This is a genomic window from Kitasatospora sp. NPDC057595, assembly GCF_042800875.1.
GTDB lineage: Bacteria > Actinomycetota > Actinomycetes > Streptomycetales > Streptomycetaceae > Kitasatospora.
The window spans coordinates 162,732-181,446 of sequence record NZ_JBHVGL010000019.1; the positions used below are offsets into that span (position 1 = coordinate 162,732).

Annotated in this window: 10 protein-coding genes and 1 pseudogene; all 11 read left to right on the top strand. The window is 74.0% G+C overall.

Annotated features, from left to right (window positions below):
• Positions 1-7 precede the first annotated feature (7 nt).
• The 11 genes and pseudogenes from ACFU9E_RS26435 to ACFU9E_RS26485 all read left to right on the top strand — a co-directional run bounded on the left by ACFU9E_RS26435 (position 8) and on the right by ACFU9E_RS26485 (position 18,697).
• Positions 8-1,036, top strand: a complete 1,029-nt coding sequence (locus ACFU9E_RS26435; RefSeq protein WP_380682968.1) for a methionine synthase — start codon at positions 8-10, stop codon at positions 1,034-1,036.
• Positions 1,037-1,060: 24 nt separating this feature from the next.
• Positions 1,061-3,457, top strand: a complete 2,397-nt coding sequence (gene ligA, locus ACFU9E_RS26440) for an NAD-dependent DNA ligase LigA (RefSeq protein ID WP_380682976.1) — start codon at positions 1,061-1,063, stop codon at positions 3,455-3,457.
• A 374-nt stretch (positions 3,458-3,831) separates the two neighbouring features.
• Positions 3,832-5,487, top strand: a pseudogene (locus tag ACFU9E_RS26445) (putative bifunctional diguanylate cyclase/phosphodiesterase); the annotation flags it as partial.
• A gap of 262 nt (positions 5,488-5,749) precedes the next feature.
• On the top strand, positions 5,750-6,046 hold the full coding sequence (gene gatC / locus ACFU9E_RS26450) for an Asp-tRNA(Asn)/Glu-tRNA(Gln) amidotransferase subunit GatC (protein ID WP_035845952.1): 297 nt from the start codon (positions 5,750-5,752) through the stop codon (positions 6,044-6,046).
• A 5-nt stretch (positions 6,047-6,051) separates the two neighbouring features.
• A complete protein-coding gene (gene gatA, locus ACFU9E_RS26455; RefSeq protein WP_380682969.1) occupies positions 6,052-7,545 on the top strand; it encodes an Asp-tRNA(Asn)/Glu-tRNA(Gln) amidotransferase subunit GatA in 1,494 nt (497 codons plus the stop codon).
• On the top strand, positions 7,542-7,781 hold the full coding sequence (locus tag ACFU9E_RS26460; protein WP_355374523.1) for a hypothetical protein: 240 nt from the start codon (positions 7,542-7,544) through the stop codon (positions 7,779-7,781). Before gatA ends, ACFU9E_RS26460 begins: the two co-directional genes overlap by 4 nt.
• A 92-nt stretch (positions 7,782-7,873) precedes the next feature.
• Entirely contained in the window at positions 7,874-9,382 is a 1,509-nt protein-coding gene (gatB, locus tag ACFU9E_RS26465) for an Asp-tRNA(Asn)/Glu-tRNA(Gln) amidotransferase subunit GatB (protein ID WP_380682970.1), read from the top strand.
• 234 nt (positions 9,383-9,616) lie between these two features.
• On the top strand, positions 9,617-9,778 hold the full coding sequence (locus ACFU9E_RS26470) for a hypothetical protein (protein WP_380682972.1): 162 nt from the start codon (positions 9,617-9,619) through the stop codon (positions 9,776-9,778).
• A 173-nt stretch (positions 9,779-9,951) separates the two neighbouring features.
• Positions 9,952-12,987, top strand: coding sequence for an AAA family ATPase (locus ACFU9E_RS26475; RefSeq protein ID WP_380688562.1), 3,036 nt, complete (start codon positions 9,952-9,954; stop codon positions 12,985-12,987).
• A 609-nt stretch (positions 12,988-13,596) separates the two neighbouring features.
• Positions 13,597-16,533, top strand: a complete 2,937-nt coding sequence (locus ACFU9E_RS26480; protein ID WP_380715398.1) for a putative bifunctional diguanylate cyclase/phosphodiesterase — start codon at positions 13,597-13,599, stop codon at positions 16,531-16,533.
• A gap of 310 nt (positions 16,534-16,843) precedes the next feature.
• The gene (locus ACFU9E_RS26485) at positions 16,844-18,697 is read left to right on the top strand and encodes an acetolactate synthase large subunit (protein WP_380687102.1); all 1,854 of its coding nucleotides are present in this window, start codon (positions 16,844-16,846) and stop codon (positions 18,695-18,697) included.
• Positions 18,698-18,715 lie beyond the last annotated feature (18 nt).

Below are 18,715 nucleotides of genomic sequence, written 5' to 3' on the forward strand. Positions count from 1 at the left end.
CGGGCGGGTGAGCAACGGACACCCCTTCCCCGACCTGGTCGGCGCCGCCACCGGCGTCGGCTCGCTGCCCGGCACCGACGCCCGGGAGGCCGCCAAGACCTCCACCGGCGCGCTGGAGCACCTCCCGTTCCTCCCGGAGCTGCCCGCCCGCGGGCCCGGCGCCGACATGATCGGGCGCTCCGCCGGTCTGCTGGTGGAGCTGTTCGCGCAGACCGAGCCGAGCGGCTGGCGGTTCGCCGACCGCCCCGGCCGGGACACCCGGCGCGCCCACTCCTGGCTCGGCGAGGACCTCGACGCGCTGGAGGAGTTCACCCAGGGGTACACCGGCGCGCTCAAGGTGCAGGCGGTCGGCCCGTGGACGCTGGCCGCCTCCGTCGAGCTCAAGCACGGCGAGAAGGCCCTCGCCGACCCCGGCGCCTGCCGGGACATCGCCGGCTCGCTGGCCGAGGGCCTGCGCCGCCACCTCGCCGAGGTCCGCCGGCGGGTGCCCGGCGCGCAGGTGGTGCTCCAGCTCGACGAGCCCTCGCTGCCCGCCGTGCTGGCCGGCGAGGTGAAGACCGCCAGCGGCTTCCAGCGGCTGCGCGCGGTCGACCGCCAGCTCGCCGAGGAGGCGCTGCGGGACCTGATCGGCGCCCTGGACGCACCCGTCGTGGTGCACTGCTGCGCCCCCCGGGTGCCGCTGCCGCTGCTGCGCCGGGCCGGGGTGGCCGGTGTCTCGCTGGACTTCTCGCTGCTGACCGAGCGTGAGGACGACGACCTCGGCGAGGCGGTCGAGGCCGGCACCGTGCTCCTCGCCGGTGTCGTTCCCTCCACCGACCAGGCCCCTGCTCAATCAAGGGCGATGTCGGACCCGGCCGGTAGTGTCCAGGGTGTCAGGACGTTGTGGCGCAGGCTCGGGTTCGCCCCGGAGCTGCTGGGCCGCCGTGTGCTGGTGACGCCCACCTGCGGGCTGGCCGGGGCCTCCCCGTCCTACGCCCGTACCGCGTTGTCACTCAGCGTGAAGGCGGCCCAGAGCCTGGTGGACAACCCGGAATGAGAGATTGACGGAGGGCTTGCGGTGGTGGCTGTCGAGGGCTGGGAGGACGTTCCGGCGGAGGTGCGCAAGCGGCACGCGGAGCTGGCGGCCGAGATCACCGACCACCGGGCCCGCTACTACGAGCAGGACGCGCCGGTCGTCAGCGACGCCGAGTTCGACGCGCTGATGCGCGAGCTGGAGGGGCTGGAGGCGGAGCACCCGGCGCTGGTCACCCCGGAGTCGCCCACGCAGCGGGTGGGCGGCGCGCCGACCCTGCTGTTCGCCCCGGTCGAGCACCGGGAGCGGCTGCTCAGCCTGGACAACGCGATGGACGACGAGGAGCTCGCCGCCTGGGCCGAGCGGGTCGCCACCGAGCTGGCCGGCATCGAGTACCACTACCTGTGCGAGCTCAAGGTGGACGGCCTGGCCGTCAACCTCACCTACGAGAACGGCCAGTTGGTGCAGGCGGCGACTCGCGGCGACGGCCGGGTCGGCGAGGACATCACCGCCAACGTCCGCACCATCAAGGAGATCCCGCACCGGCTCCAGGGCGACGACGTCCCGGAGCTGGTGGAGATCCGCGGCGAGGTCTACTTCCCGACCGAGGCCTTCGAGGCGCTCAACGCCTCCTTCGCGGAGGAGAACGAGCGCCGCCGGGTGGAGAACGAGGAGCGCGCCAAGGAGGGCAAGCGGCCCCGGGCGATGATCCGGTTGTTCATGAACCCGCGCAACGCCGCCGCCGGCTCGCTGCGGCAGAAGGACCCGCTGGTCACCGCCTCCCGTCCGCTGCACATGGTGGTGCACGGCATCGGGGCGCGTTCCGGCTTCGACATCGACTGCCAGTCGCACGCCTACGACCTGCTGCGCGAGTGGGGCCTGCCGACCGCGCGGCACAACCGGGTGGTCGGCACGCTGGCCGAGGTGCGGGAGTTCATCAAGAACTTCGGCGAGCAGCGGCACTCGGTCGAGCACGAGATCGACGGCGTGGTCGTCAAGGTGGACGAGATCGCCCTGCAGGGCCGGCTCGGCTCCACCTCGAAGTCCCCGCGCTGGGCGATCGCCTGGAAGTACCCGCCGGAGGAGGTCACCGGGAAGCTGGCCGCGATCAAGGTCGGCATCGGCCGCACCGGCCGGGCCACCCCGTACGCGGTGCTGGCCGAGCCGGTGAAGGTGGCCGGCTCGATGGTGCAGTACGCGACCCTGCACAACCAGGAGGTCGTCAAGGCCAAGGACGTCCTGCTCGGCGACACCGTGGTGCTGCGCAAGGCCGGCGACGTGATCCCGGAGATCCTCGGCCCGGTGTACGACCTGCGGGACGGCACCGAGCAGGCCTTCGTGATGCCCTCGCACTGCCCCGAGTGCGACAGCGAGCTGCGGCCGATGGCCGAGGGCGACATCGACCTGCGCTGCCCCAACGCCCGGTTCTGCCCGGCCCAGATCCGGGAGCGGATCGCCTTCCTCGGCGGGCGCTCGGCGCTGGACATCGAGGGGCTCGGCTACGTCGCGGCCACCGCGCTGACCCAGCCGCTGCAGCCCGCCGAGGCGCCGGTGGGAAACGAGGGCGACATCTTCGGCCTGACGGTCGAGCAGCTGCTCCCGATCAAGGTGCTGGTGCGCGACCAGAAGACCGGCATGCCGAAGCTCGACGACGAGACCGGCGAGGAGAAGGAGGTGTTCTTCTTCGCCACCACCGCCGGTGCGCCGAAGAAGAACACCGGGCTGATGCTGGAGAACATCGAGAAGGCCAAGGACCGCCCGCTCTGGCGCTTCCTCAACGGCCTCTCGATCCGGCACGTCGGCCCGGTGGCCGCCCAGGACCTCGCCCGGGAGTTCCGCGACCTGGACGCGATCTTCGCGGCGAGCGAGGAGCGGCTGGCCGCCACCGAGGGCGTCGGCGCGGGCACCGCACGCTCGATCATCGAGTGGTACCAGGTGGACTGGCACCGGGAGATCGTCGAGAAGTGGCGCGCCGCCGGCGTCCGCTTCACCGAGGAGGCCGCGGAGGAGGAGGGCGAGCGTCCGCTGGAGGGCCTGACGGTCGTCGTCACCGGCACTCTGGCCGGGCACACCCGGGACGGCGCCAAGGAGGCGCTGACCTCGCGGGGCGCGAAGGTGACCGGCTCGGTGTCGAAGAAGACCCACTTCGTGGTCGCCGGCGACAACCCCGGGTCCAAGTACGACAAGGCCGTGCAGCTCGGGCTGCCGGTCCTGGACGACCAGGGCTTCGCGATCCTGCTGGAGCAGGGGTCGGCCGCCGCCCGGGTCCACCTGGGGCTGCCGCCGGAGCCGGAGGAGGCGCCGGTGAAGAAGGCGCCCGCGAGGAAGAAGGCCGCCACGAAGGCGGAGGCGGAGGCGCCGGCCGGGGAGCCCACCGAGGCGCCCGCCGCGGAATCCGTCGAAGCGTCCGCCGAGGAGCCGGGGGAGGAGCCCGCCGGGGACTGACCCGCGCGCGGAAGCCCCGAATCCGGCTTGTTATCGTCCTGATGCAACGTCATCGGGTGCCGCACAGTGTTAGCGGGCATCGTGACACTGTGCGGCACCGGGGCACGGTGGCGTATGTCCGGTTGTCTGAAAGTCTGCCCGTCGGGTGAAGCCACGCATACCCTGGAGCGCAACAGAGTGTCAGCAGGGGTGGGGGGACCGGCTGAGCCGGACTCCGCGGGGTCGCTCCGTGCCCGGCAGGCTGCCGGTACCGGTACGGTGCCTCACCGCTAGGCGGCCCGACGGGGCGGGCCCGACGGAGGACAGGGCTTATGGATCGTACGACCGGCGGCGCGCCCACACGCCCGCCGCACGGGGTGGCGGGGGCCGTCCTGCTGCTCGGCGTGCTGCTGGCCGGCGCGGCGCCGCTGATCCCGCTGGCCGTGCTGGTCTACCGCTACGAGGCCGAACTGCTGCCGCTGTTCGCGGTGCCGCTGGCCGTCCTGGTCGCCGCCTGGCGGATCGCCCGCGACCGGGCCCGCGACCAGCTGACCGATCCGCTGACCGATCTGCCCAACCGCCAGGCGTTACTCCTCGCCGCCCAGGAGGCCATCGCCGAGCACTCCGAGGGGTACAGCGTCGGGCTGATCCTGCTCGACCTCGACCGCTTCCGGTCGCTCAACGACACCCTCGGCCACACCGCCGGCGACCGGCTGCTCGTCCACATCGCCCGCCGGCTGCACCGGGCCCTGCGCTCCGGCGGGGCGGCCGGCAGCGCCACCCGCGAGTCCATCGACGACGTCTTCGCCGGACTGCCCCGGCACTACCGCGGCCGGCCGATGGTGGCCCGGATGGGCGGCGACGAGTTCGCCGTGCTGCTGCCCGGCATCGGCTGCCCGGACTCGCTGGAGAAGGTGGCCAAGGCGCTGATCGCCGAACTGGCCGCGCCGATCCGGCTGGACGGGCTGCTGCTCGTCCTGGAGGCCAGCGCGGGCGTCTGCGTCTTCCCCCGGCACGCCCAGGACGCCGAGTCGCTGCTGCGCCGCGCCGATGTCGCGATGGGCCACGCACAGCGCGGACGTACCTCGGTCGAGCAGTACCACGAGGCGCAGGACGCCGACACCCCGTACCGGATCGGACTGCTGGGCGACTTGCGGCGGGCCCTGGAGACCGGCGAGGTGCAACTGCACTACCAGCCCAAGGTGGCCTTCGACGGCCGGGTGGTCGGACTGGAGGCGCTGCTGCGCTGGGAGCGCCCGGGCCAGGGCCGGGTCTCGCCGGACGAGTTCGTCGGCCTCGCCGAGTCCAGCGGGCTGATGCCCCGGCTGACCGACTACGTGCTGGAGGCCGCCGTCGGCCAGCTCGCCCACTGGCGCGAGCAGGGCCTGCAGGTGCAGGTCGCGGTGAACGTCTCACCGCGCGACGTGCTCAACCCCGGCTTCGCCCAGCGGGTCGCCGGCCACCTCGTGCGCCACCAGGTGCCGGCCCACGCGCTCCAGCTGGAGATCACCGAGCGGCTGCTGCTTGACGACTCCCGGCGGGCCGCCGACACCCTCGCCGAACTGCGCGGCTACGGGGTCGGGATGTCCCTGGACGACTTCGGGACCGGCCACTCCTCGCTGGTGCGGCTGCGCAGCCTGCCGGTCGGCGAGCTGAAGATCGACCGCTCCTTCGTCTCCCGGATGGTCGCCGACGACCACGACGCGGCGGTGGTCCGCTGCTCGGTCGAGCTGGCCCACTCGCTCGGCCTGACCGTGGTCGCCGAGGGCGTCGAGGACGACGAGACCTGGGAGCGGCTGAACTGCATGGGCGTGGACGCGGTGCAGGGCTGGCTGGTCTCCGCGGCGCTGCCGGCCGAACAGGCCACCGCCTGGCTGCGGGTGCACCGCACCGGCGCCCCGCCGGTGGAGCGGTTCGCCGCGGCCTCCGCCGACCGGCTGCCGCCGGTGGCCAAGCCCGCGCTGCCGCCGGTGGTCCAGGCGGTGCAGGCCGCCGCGGTGGAGGTCCAGGTGCCCAAGCAGCAGAGCTGGGCGCCGACCCGCCCGCAGTAGAACGGCATCGGACCGGCACCGGAGCGGCCGTGGAGCGGCCGTGACCCGGCGGTGGAGCCGCCCTGGGCGGCCGCGCGCGGCCCCGTGCGGCGGGGGTGACCCCGGACCGCCGCTGGTCGTTGGCCGGTGGCCGGGCCGCGCCCCATAGGATGGGGCCACAGACCACGAGGACGGGAGCGCCGGACCGGCCGCTCCCGGCCCGGGTCCGGGCCGCCGGAAGGCGGATCCGGGCCTCACCAGAACTCACCCTGAGGATCGCTGCATGCCTGGCATCACGCGCGAGGAGGTCGCCCACCTCGCTCGGCTGTCGCGTCTTGAGTTGCAGGCCGAAGAGCTGGACCACTTCGCCGAGCAGCTCGACGTGATCATCGGCGCGGTCGCCCGCGTTTCCGAGGTCGCCGGACAGGACGTCCCGCCCACCTCCCACCCGCTGCCGCTGACCAACGTCATGCGCGCGGACGAGGTCCGGCCGTCGCTCACCCCGGAGCAGGCGCTGGCCGGCGCCCCGGCCGCCGAGGAGCAGCGTTTCCGCGTTCCCCAGATCCTCGGGGAGGACTGACCGAGATGACCGACCTGATCCGTTACACGGCCGCCGAGACGGCCACCGCCATCGCCAAGGGCGAGGTCTCCGCCGTCGAGGTCGCGCAGGCGCACCTGGACCGCATCGAGGCCGTCGACCAGAAGGTCAACGCCTTCCTGCACGTCGACACCGAGGGCGCGCTGAGCGCGGCCCGGGCCGTCGACGACAAGCGCGCCAAGGGCGAGGAGCTGGGCCCGCTGGCCGGTGTCCCGCTGGCGCTGAAGGACGTCTTCACCACCAAGGGCGTGCCGACCACCTGCGGCTCGAAGATCCTCGAAGGCTGGATCCCGCCGTACGACGCCACCCTGACCTCGCGGCTCAAGGACGCCGGCGTCGTCATCCTCGGCAAGACCAACATGGACGAGTTCGCGATGGGCTCCTCCACCGAGAACTCCGCCTACGGCACCACCGGCAACCCGTGGGACCTCTCCCGGATCCCCGGCGGCTCCGGCGGCGGCTCGGCGGCCGCGCTGGCCGCCTTCGAGGCCCCGCTGGCGATCGGCACCGACACGGGCGGCTCGATCCGCCAGCCCGGCGCCGTCACCGGCACCGTCGGCGTGAAGCCGACCTACGGCTCGGTCTCCCGCTACGGCCTGGTGGCCTTCTCCAGCAGCCTGGACCAGGGCGGCCCGTGCGCCCGCACCGTGCTGGACGCGGCGCTGCTCCACGAGGCCATCGCCGGCCACGACCCGCTGGATTCCACCTCGATCGACGCGCCGGTCCCGGCCGTGGTCGAGGCGGCGCGGATGCGCGATGTCCGGGGCATGCGGATCGGCGTGGTGAAGGAGTTCGCGGGCGAGGGCTACCAGGCCGGCGTCATGCAGCGCTTCAACGAGTCGGTGGAGCTGCTGCGCGAGCTGGGCGCCGAGGTCGTCGAGGTCTCCTGCCCGTCGTTCACCCTGGCGCTGCCCGCGTACTACCTGATCGCGCCCAGCGAGGCCTCGTCCAACCTGGCCCGGTTCGACGCGATGCGCTACGGCCTGCGGGTCGGCGACGACGGCACCCGCTCCGCCGAGGACGTCACCGCGCTGACCCGTGAGGCCGGCTTCGGCCCCGAGGTCAAGCGCCGCATCATCCTCGGCACCTACGCGCTCTCCTCGGGCTACTACGACGCCTACTACGGCTCGGCCCAGAAGGTGCGCACGCTGATCTCCCGCGACTTCGACGCGGCCTTCGCCGGCGTGGACGTCCTGGTCTCGCCGACCACCCCGACCACCGCCTTCCCGATCGGCGAGCGCGCCGACGACCCGATGGCGATGTATCTGGCCGACCTCTGCACGATTCCGTCCAACCTGGCGGGCAACGCGGCCATGTCGCTGCCCTGCGGCCTGGCCCCGGAGGACAATCTCCCGGTCGGCCTGCAGATCATCGCACCCGCGATGGCGGACGACCGCCTGTACCGCGTGGGCGGCGCCGTCGAGGCCGCACTCAACGACAAGTGGGGGCACACCCTGCTGGAGGAGGCACCGGCACTGTGAGCAAGATCGAGAAGGCCAAGGGCTTCAAGCACTCGAAGCCCGGGCTGTGGCTGTCCATCGGGACCAGCACGTTCGGCGCGATCTCCATCGTCAAGGACGTGCGCAAGGCCCGCGACGAGAGCGACACCCTCAAGCTCGTCAACGCCCTGATCGGCGCCGCCGCCCTGGTCACCGGCACCGCCCTGCTGGTGCGCGAGCTGCGCCGCCTCGGCGACGACGACGTCCTGCTGGGCTGACCCAGCCGTGGGGCCCCGGCCCGTACCCGCCGTACGGAGGGGTACGGGCCGGGCGCCCGCACCACCGAAGACTTTTGAGTGAAGGGGACGCTGTGAGCGTCAAGAACCTGGTCTCCTACGAGGACGCTCTCGCGTCGTACGACCCGGTGATGGGCCTGGAGGTCCACGTCGAGCTGGGTACCAAGACCAAGATGTTCTGCGGTTGTTCGACCGAGCTGGGTGCCGAGCCGAACAGCCAGGTCTGCCCGACCTGCCTGGGGCTGCCGGGCTCGCTGCCGGTGGTCAACGCGGTGGGCGTGGAGTCGGCCGTCAAGATCGGCCTGGCGCTGAACTGCGAGATCGCCGAGTGGTGCCGGTTCGCGCGGAAGAACTACTTCTACCCGGACATGCCGAAGAACTTCCAGACCTCGCAGTACGACGAGCCGATCGCCTTCAACGGCTACCTCGACGTGCAGCTGGAGGACGGCTCGACCTTCCGCGTGGAGATCGAGCGCGCCCACATGGAGGAGGACACCGGCAAGTCCAGCCACGTCGGCGGCGCGACCGGCCGCATCCACGGCGCCACGCACTCGCTGCTGGACTACAACCGGGCCGGCATCCCGCTGATCGAGATCGTCACCAAGCCGATCACCGGCGCCGGCGAGCGGGCCCCCGAGGTCGCCCGCGCGTACGTCGCCGAGCTGCGCGAGGTGATCCGCTCGCTGGGCGTCTCCGAGGCCCGGATGGACAAGGGCCAGATGCGCTGCGACGTCAACCTGTCGCTGCGCCCGAACGGCACCGAGACCTTCGGCACCCGCTCGGAGACCAAGAACGTCAACTCGCTGCGCAGCGTCGAGCGGGCCGCCCGGTTCGAGATCCAGCGGCACGCCACGGTGCTGACCGACGGCGGCACGATCGTCCAGGAGACCCGGCACTTCCACGAGGAGGACGGCTCCACCACCTCCGGCCGGATCAAGGACAACGCCGAGGACTACCGGTACTTCCCGGAGCCGGACCTGGTGCCGATCGCCCCGGCCCGCGCGTGGGTCGAGGAGCTGCGTGCCGCGCTGCCCGAGCTGCCCCGGGTGCGCCGGGCCCGGCTGCAGGCCGAGTGGGGCCTGTCGGACAAGGACATGCAGTCGGTGCTGAACGCCGGTGCCGTCGAGCCGATCCAGGAGACCATCGCCGCCGGCGCCCCGGCCGACCAGGCCCGCAAGTGGTGGATGGGTGAGCTGGCCCGCCGGGCCAACGAGACCGGCACCGAGCTGGCCGAGCAGCCGATCACCCCGGCGCAGGTCGCCCGGGTCACCGCGCTGGTCGCCGAGGGCAAGCTGAACGACAAGCTGGCCCGCCAGGTCATCGAGGGCGTGCTGGCCGGCGAGGGCGAGCCGGACGAGATCGTCGAGAAGCGCGGCCTGGCCGTCGTCTCGGACGACTCCGCGCTGGGCGCCGCGGTCGACCAGGCCATCGCCGAGAACGAGGCGATCGCCGCCAAGATCCGTGACGGCAAGGTCGCCGCGGTCGGCGCGCTGGTCGGCGCGGTCATGAAGGCCACCCGCGGTCAGGCCGACGCGGCCCGCGTGAAGGATCTGATCCTGGAGAAGCTGGGCGTCTCCGCCTGAGTTTCCAAGGTGTCTAAGGCGGTCTAAGGCCCCCTTAGTCGTCAGAGGCCCGTCCGAGGCCCGGTCTTACCCCCTGCCAGGGGTGGGGCCGGGCCTTCGTCGTCCCCGTGGCAGGGTCCCTAAGGAGATCGCGCCCCGGAAGATCCGCAAGCCTGCCGATGCCGGCCACCCCCCTGGGGGAGGAGTCTCTCCTCAGTAGACGGAAGAGACGAAGAACCCACGAGGGGAACCACCGTGATCGAGTACGAGCTCATCAAGCAGCAGGGGCGGGAGCTCCGGGCCGAGGCCGAGCACCAGCGGCTGGTCCGGGCGGCGCGGACCGCCGAGCGCGCGGGCCGGCGGCCGAGCGCCGGCCGGCGCACCCGGCGGCGCGCCGTGCGTCCCGGCGAATGCTGACGGACCGGCACCCGGGTGCCGAGCGGGCAACGGAGGGGGAGGCGGCACGGGGGTGCGCCTCCCCCTCCGGGCTTCTGCCGGGCCTCTCAGCGCGTTCGCCGGGCCTCTCGGGGCGTTCGCCGGGCGCGATAACCCCTCGGAGCCGGCCGGGCCTCTGTGGCATGCTCGCCTCCATGCAGCAGACCTCGGTGAGTCCCGTCTTCGTCGGCCGCGATCCGGAGCTCACCGACCTGATGGACGCGCTGCACCGGGCCGGGCGCGGCGAGCCGCAGACCGTGCTGATCGGCGGCGAGGCGGGCGTCGGCAAGACCCGGCTGCTGGAGGAGTTCCTCCGCCGCGCCGACGACCGGGGCGTGCTCACCACCGACGGCGGCTGTCTGGAGATCGGCGCCGAAGGACTGCCGTACGCGCCGCTGGCCACCGCGCTGCGCCGGCTGCACCGCTGTCTGGGCACCGACCTGGAGCACGCCGCCGCCGGGATGGAGGGCCATCTCGCCCGGCTGCTGCCCGACTTCGGCGAGGCCGACGGCGAACCCAACGACGAGTACGGCCGGGCCCGGCTGTTCGAGCACACCACGAGGCTGTTCGAACGACTCGGCACGGACCGTACTTTCGTGCTCGCCGTCGAGGATCTGCACTGGTCCGACCGCTCCACCCGGGAGCTGCTCGCCTACCTGGTCCGCACCCTGCACCGGGCCCGCGTCCTGCTGGTCGCCACCTACCGCAGCGACGACCTGCACCGCCGCCACCCGCTGCGGCCCTTCCTGGCCGAGCTGGAGCGGCTGCGCACCGTCCGCCGGCTGGAGCTGGAGCGGTTCGGCCCCGGCGAGGTGGCCGCGCAGCTGGCCGGCATCCTCGGCACCGCCGTGCCCGACCGGCAGCTGGTCGAGCGGGTCCACCGCCGCTCGGAGGGCAATCCGTTCTTCGTCGAGGAACTGGCCACCGCCCTGCGGGAGGGCGGTTCGGCCGGGCTCACCGACTCCCTGCGGGACATCCTGCTGGTGCGGGTCGAGGCGCTGGACGAGGAGACCCAGCGGGTCCTGCGGATCGCCGCCGAGGGCGGGTCCTGCGTCGAACACGCCCTGCTCGCCGCCGTCCTGGAGGACGAGGAGCAGCTGATCGCCTCGCTGCGCGCCGCGGTCGGCGCCAACATCCTGCGCCCGGACCCCGACGGTGACGGCTACCGGTTCCGGCACGCGCTGGTCCGCGAGGCCGTCTCGGACGACCTGCTGCCCGGCGAGCGGCACCGGATCAACCGCCGGTTCGCCGAAGCCCTGGAGGCCGAGCCGCAGCTGGTCGGCGCCGACGCCCGCCCGGCCCGGCTGGCCAACTACTGGTACCACGCGCACGACCCGGTCCGGGCCCTGCCGACCGCGCTGGACGCCGCCCGGGCGGCCCGCCGCCGCAACGCCTTCGCCGAGCAACTGCGCATGCTGGAACGGGCCCTGGAGCTGTGGGACGAGGTCCCCGCCGAGCAGCTGGCCGGCACCCTGCGCCCGTACGACTGGGCCGAGACCTACCCGCCGTGCTCCTGCGACGACGACCGGCACGACGAGGACTGCGACCGGCTCTGCCTGATCGACGTGCTGGCCGAGGCGGTGGTCGCGGCCCGCCGCAGCGGGGACCGGGAGCGCGGGCTGAGCCTGGCGAAGCGGGCGCTCCAGCTCGTCGACGAGACCGAGCACCCGGCCCGCGCCGCCTGGTTCCGGATCAACCGCGCCCGGATGCTCGGCCATCTGCGCCGCTCCGGCGACGAGGCGGAGATCGCCTACGCGCACCGGCTGGTCGAGCCGTTGCCGCCGTCCGCCGTGCAGGCCGAGGTGTTCGCCCTCGGGGCCGGCGCCGGGATGCTCTCCAACTCCCGCCCCGAGCTGATCGCGCTCGCCGAACGGGCCGCCCGGATCGCCCGCGAGGTGGGGGCGCACACGGTCGAGCAGCACGCCCTGATGACGCTCGGCGGGCTGCGCAACGACCTGGACACCGACCCGGAGGCCGGGGTGGCCCAGCTGGCCGCGGCGGTCGAAGCCACCCGCCGGCTCGGCGCCACGGACCTGCTGCTGCGCGGTCTCAACAACCTGGCCTCGGTGCAGCGCGGCCTCGGCCGGCCGGAGGAGGCCGTGGCGCTGGCCCGCGAGGGGCTGGACTCGGCCCGCCGCAACGGCCTGCAGCGCAACATCGGCGCCATCCTGACCGGCAACCTCGCCGAGGCGCTGCTGGACCTCGGGCGGATCGACGAGGCCGAACTGGTGCTCGCCGAGGGGGACCTGACCAGCCCGACCGGCACCCACGCCGAGTTCCTGGACCGGCTGCGCGGCGACCTCGCCCTGCTCCGCGGCGACCTGGCCGGCGCCACCGCGCTGCTCGCCGGGGCCCGGGCCGCCAACCGGGTCGGCCAGATCCAGCACTCGGTGCCGATCAGCCGGCTCGCGGTACGGATCGCCGCCCTGGCGGGCCGCCCGCTGGAGGCCCGCGCCGAACTGCTCGCCGCCCTCGTGGAGGAGGTCCCGCGCGGCTACCTGGCCGACTACTACCCGCTGCTGGTCGACGGCGCGGGCGTCGAGGCCGACAGCCGGGGCCTGCCGCAGGCCGGGCCGGGCCGGGCCGCGGTGCTGGCCCGGATCGCCGGGGCGGCGGCCGGGCTGCACCCGGCGGCGCCGCTGCACCACGGCTGGGCCCGGCTGCTGGAGGGCGAACTGGCCCGGGCCGAGGGGGCGGACACCCCGGCGCACTGGGCCGCCGCGATCGAGTGGCTGCGCCGGACCGGGCTGCCGCACCCGCTGGCGCTCGCGCTGCTGCGGGCCGGCGAGGCCGAGGTGCTGGCCGGGCGCCGTGAGGCCGGGGCCGGACTGCTGCGCGAGGCGCGGGAACTGGCCTCCGCGCGGGGCGACGCCGGGCTGCGGGCCGAGATCGACGCGCTGGCCGAGCGGGCGGGCCTGACGCTCGTCGCGGGCCGTCCCGCACCGTCCGCGGCGCCGCCGGCCGGGGGGTCCTTCGGCCTCACCCCCCGTGAGCGGGACGTGCTCCGATTGCTCGCGCGGGGGCGCACCAACCGGCAGATCGCCGAGGAGCTGTACATCTCGCCGAAGACGGCGAGCGTGCACGTCTCCAACATCCTCGGCAAGCTCGCGGTGGGCGGCCGGGTCGAAGCCGCCGCGCTGGCCCACCGTTTGCGGCTGTTCCCGGAGGATCTGGCGCCGGCCGCCGGCTGAGCGCCGCCGCCCGGCGCCCGCCCGTCCGCCGTCGCGGCCCCGGCCGCCCCGTCGCCGGCCCGGCCGGTACCGCCCGGGCGCCGCCCCGTGCTCCCGTGCGCGCCGCGTGAGCCCCCGCCCGCGCGCCCCCGCCAACCGGCCCGTTCCGGTGGAATCGGGCGTAATTCCCCACCCGGAGGCCATTACTCTAAGTTGAGTGTGCGTGTCATTGAGTGACCAAAGTGGTGTAGGGTCCCGAACGGGAACATCGGTGTGGCGGGACGGCCGGCAGGCCCCCCGCCCCCTGGGCCACCGCCCTGACGGGGCGCCAGGTCACCGCGCACGGCCACCAGGCGCGCGGCCGGTGGTCCGTGACCGGGGCGCGAGGTCCCGGGCCGGAGGGGGAGAGGCCGAGTGAGCTCCACCGACGCGGTGCTGCCCGGAGCCGGACGGCCGGAGGCGCCGGACGCCGACCTGCTCGTGGGCGGACCGCCGCCCGTGAGCGGTCCGCCGGTGACCGGTGCGCCCGTCGGCGTCCCGCTCCCGTCGGGCCCGCCCCCGCGCGGCGCGTCCCGGCACGCCGTCCACGCACCGGCCCCACCGGCGCCCGGACGCGGCAGACCCGGGGCGCTGCGCCGGGCGCTCTACAGCCGCAAGCTGCCCGGGGCCGTGCTGGGCGTGCTCTGCCTCGCCTACACGCTCGGCGCGGCCTTCGGCTGGGGATCGCGCCGGATCGCCGTCTTCATGGGCGACTTCGGCCTGGCCGCCGCCGCCCTCGCCGCCGCGCTCTCCTGCCTCGCCTACGGCTGCACGGTCGGCGGCCACGCCCGCCCGGCCTGGCTGCTGTTCGGCCTCTCCTCGCTCATGGTCGCCTTCGGCAACGGCACCTGGGGCTGGTACGAGCTGGTCGAACGCACCCCGCTGCCGCCGAACTCGCTCGCCGAGTACGCCTTCCTGCTCTTCGCCCCGCTCGCCATCACCGGCGTCCTGGTACTCGCCCAGCGCCCGCGCAGCGCCGCGGGCTGGCTCTGCCTGCTGCTCGACGGCTGGCTGGTGGCCGGCTCGCTGTTCACCCTCAGCTGGAGCCTCGCGCTCGGCCGCACCGCGGCCGGCGAGGCCGGCTCCCCGCTGCGGCTCGCGCTCAACCTGGCCTACCCGGTGCTGGACATCCTGCTCGTCTCGCTGGTCGTCGGCCTGCGCTTCGGCGGCCGGGACGGCAACCGGGCCGCCGTCCACACCGCCATGGTCGGCCTCGCCGTCACGGTGCTCTGCGACGCCCTGTTCACCTCGCCCGAGCTGCGCAGCAGCTACCACTCCGGCGAACTGCTGGACGCCGGCTGGTTCGCGGGCAGTCTGCTGCTCGCCTGGGCGCCGTGGTCCCCGCGCTGGCGCCGCCCGCTGCGCGAGCACCCCGCGGTCGGCGGGCTGCCGCGCCGCCGGGTGGCCACCACCTTCAGCGCGCTCACCCCGTACGCGGCCGCCGCCGTCTGCACCGCCGGGATCCTCTACAACGCCCTCGGCGGGCGCTCGCTCGACCGGGTGGTGGCCTCGGCCGCCTGCACCGTGGGCCTCGCGCTGATCCTGCGGCAGGGCATCATGCTGCTCGACAACCTCTCGCTGGCCCAGGAACTCGCCCACAAGGAGGCGCACTTCCGCTCCCTGGTGCAGGGCTCCAGCGACGTCATCATGATCGCCGGTGCCAACGGCGTGCTCTCCTACGTCTCGCCGGCCGCGCTCGGCGTCTACGGGCGCGATCCGGAGGAGCTGGTCGGCGGCAACCTGCTCGACCTCATCCACCCCGAGGACGTCGACCGGGTGCTGCTGGAGGTCCGCCGCTTCCTGGCCCGCGGCCGGCTCGCCGCCCATCGCGACCCGGGCGGCGAGCCGCTGCCCGCCGCCCGGGTGGAGTGCCGGATCGGCTCCGGCGCCGGCGAGTGGCTGCACGTCGAGTCGACCGTCGACCGGTACCGCGACGGCCTCATCCTGAACAGCCGCGACGTCACCGAACGCGTCATGCTCCAGGCCCAGTTGCAGCACAACGCGTTCCACGACCCGCTCACCGACCTGCCCAACCGGGCGCTGTTCACCCAGCGGCTGCGCACCGCGCTGGCCATCCGCGGTCCGCAGGACGAGGCCGGTGCCGGGGTCGCCGTGCTCTTCCTCGACCTGGACGGCTTCAAGGCGGTCAACGACACCGCCGGCCACCAGGTCGGCGACGAACTGCTCGTCCAGGCCGCCCGCCGGCTCCAGGGCGCCGTGCGCTGCGGCGACACCGTCGCCCGGTTCGGCGGCGACGAGTTCGCCGCGCTGGTCTGCGGCCCGCTCGGCCGTCTCCAGGTCCAGGAACTCGCCGACCGGCTGCGCACCGCGCTCTCCGAGCCGTACTGGATCGGCGGCAGCGAACTCAGCGTCGCCGCCAGCATCGGCATCGCCTTCGGCAGCCCCGAACGCGGCCCGGCCGCCGATCCGCGCGCCGCTGCCGACGAGCTGATGCGCAACGCCGACCTCGCGATGTACCGCGCCAAGTCCGAGGGCAAGGGCCGGGTGATGCTCTACAGCCCGGCCATGCGCGCCGACCTGGAGCGCCGCACCGAACTGGACGAGCGGCTGCGGGCGGCCGTCCGGGAGGGCGGCTTCGCCCTGCTCCACCAGCCGGTGGTGGACCTCGCGAGCGGAGCGGTCACCGCCGTCGAGGCGCAGGCCCGCTGGCGCTCCGCCGAGGGGCTGCTGCTCACCCCCGCCGAGTTCCTGCGCTCCACCGAACACCGCGACGCCGCCGCCCGGTTCTCCCGCTGGCTGGTCCGCGAGGCGGTCACCGCCGCCGCGCTGCGCCGCGCCCTGCCCGCCCGCGGCCGTCCGGACCCGCCGCCGGTCCCGGTCTCGGTCCGGCTCTCCGCCGAGCGGCTCTGCGCGCCCGGCCTGTACGAGACGGTGGCCGCCGCGCTGCGCGACAGCGGGCTGCCGGGCGGCCAACTGATCGTCGAGGTGGCCCGGATGGGCCCGGACGAGCTGGCCGACGAACTCGGCCGCCGGCTCGCCGCGCTGCGTCGGCTCGGCGTCTCCACCGCGCTGGCCGGCTTCGGGGCCGGCGGCGGCTCGCTCGGCGCGCTCGCCCGGCTGCCCTTCGACGGCCTCAAGCTGGACCGCTCGCTGGTCCACGACCTGGGCGACTCCGCGCTCGCCCGCACGCTCGCCGGGCACGCCCTGCGGCTCGGCCGGGACCTCGGACTGGTCACCGGAGCCGAGGGCGTCGACCTGCCCCGCCAGGTGGCGGTGCTGCAGGAGTTGGGCTGCCGCCAGGTGCAGGGCTCGGCCTTCTCCGCACCGCTGGAGGAGGCCCGGCTGCGGCGCGCGCTGGCCCGCCGCGTCTACCCGGTGCCGAGGCCGCCCGGCCCGCCGCCGGTCCGGCGGGTGTACCTGACCGCGGACACTCGGACGAGTGGGCGCGCGGAGGGCGGAAGGGGACGTGTCGCAGCTCACCGCAGCCCCTCCGACCTGCCCGAACATCCGGCCGTGGCGGGCCCGGGAACGGGTCCGCATGGCGAGACTGTCATCCCACCTGCTTGACAGTCGGGCCTTGACGGGAGGAAGGTCGTTGCCATGCGCACCCGAATTCTCGTACTTGGCGGGCGCGTCGGCTGAGCGGGCCATGCCCCGCTCGTGACAGACCGACGCGCCACCCCTCGCATGCCCTTGGGCACGAGGGGTTTTTTGTTGCACCGACGCCGTTCCACCACTGCAAGACCCCTGGCCCCGTGGCCCCGCGAAAGGGACGATTGGGGCAGAGCCGGCGATCGGCCCGCAAGCGGGACCCCACCCCTCGACCCCCCGGGGCCCGCAACCACCGGGCCGGCCAGAACCGAGAAGAGACAGGCAGATGACTGAGCACGCCGCAGCCCCCCGCCGCGGGGACACCCCGGCCGCCCACGCTCCCGCTCCGCAGCACGTCGTCGAGACCATGACCGGCGCCCAGTCGCTCATCCGCTCGCTGGAGGCCGTCGGTGCGGACACCGTCTTCGGCATCCCCGGCGGGGCCATCCTTCCCGCGTACGACCCGCTGATGGACTCCACCAAGGTGCGTCACATCCTCGTCCGCCACGAGCAGGGCGCCGGTCACGCCGCCACCGGGTACGCGCAGGCCACCGGCCGGGTCGGCGTCTGCATGGCGACCTCCGGCCCGGGTGCCACCAACCTGGTCACCCCGATCGCCGACGCGTACATGGACTCGGTGCCGATCGTCGCGATCACCGGCCAGGTGGCCTCCCAGGCGATCGGCACGGACGCCTTCCAGGAGGCGGACATCTGCGGCATCACCATGCCGATCACCAAGCACAACTACCTGGTCACCGACCCGGCCGAGATCCCCCGGGTGATCGCCGAGGCGTTCCACATCGCCGCCACCGGCCGCCCCGGCCCGGTCCTGGTCGACATCGCCAAGGACGCCCTGCAGGCCACCACCACCTTCCGCTGGCCGGTCGAGACCTCGCTGCCCGGCTACCGCCCGGTGACCAAGCCGCACGCCAAGCAGATCCGCGAGGCCGCGAAGCTGCTGGTCACCGCCAAGCGCCCGGTCCTGTACGTCGGCGGCGGCGTCATCAAGGCCGGCGCCACCGCCGAGCTGCGGATCCTCGCCGAGCTGACCGGCGCCCCGGTGGTCACCACCCTGATGGCGCTCGGCGCCTTCCCGGACAGCCACCCGCAGCACCTGGGCATGCCCGGCATGCACGGCTCGGTCCCGGCCGTCACCGCGCTGCAGAAGGCGGACCTGCTCTTCACCCTCGGCGCCCGCTTCGACGACCGGGTCACCGGCAAGCTGGACAGCTTCGCGCCGTACGCCAAGGTCGTCCACGCCGACATCGACCCGGCGGAGATCGGCAAGAACCGCCCGGCCGACGTGCCGATCGTCGGCGACGCCCGTGAGGTGCTGGCCGACCTGATCGTCGCCGTCCAGGCCGAGTTCGACGCCGGCCACAAGGGCGACTACAGCGAATGGTGGGAGCGGCTCGACGAGTGGAAGCGGACCTACCCGCTGGGCTACGAGCCCGCGGCGGGCGGCCAGCTCTCCCCGCAGCAGGTCATCGAGCGGATCGGCCGGCTGGTCGGCCCGGACGCCATCTACGCCGCGGGCGTCGGCCAGCACCAGATGTGGAGCTCGCAGTTCATCCGCTTCGAGAAGCCGGGCACCTGGCTCAACTCCGGCGGCGCGGGGACCATGGGCTACGCCGTGCCGGCCGCGATGGGCGCCAAGGCGGGCCGTCCGGAGAGCGCGGTCTGGGCGATCGACGGCGACGGCTGCTTCCAGATGACCAACCAAGAGCTGGTCACCTGCGCCCTGAACGACATCCCGATCAAGGTCGCGGTCATCAACAACGGCTCCCTGGGCATGGTCCGGCAGTGGCAGACGCTGTTCTACAACCAGCGCTACTCCAACACCGTGCTGCACTCCGGCCCCGGCCACGACGGCATCGAGCCGCCGGCCCAGGGCACCCGGATCCCCGACTTCGTCCTGCTCTCCGAGGCGATGGGCTGCGTCGGCCTGCGCTGCGAGCGCCCCGAGGACCTCGACGCGGTCATCGAGCAGGCGATGGCGATCAACGACCGCCCGGTGGTCATCGACTTCATCGTCCACCAGGACGCCATGGTCTGGCCGATGGTCGCGGCCGGCACCAGCAACGACGAGATCCAGTTCGCCCGCGGGGTGCGCCCCGACTTCGGCGACGACCTCGACTGAGCCCCTTCCGGAACGACC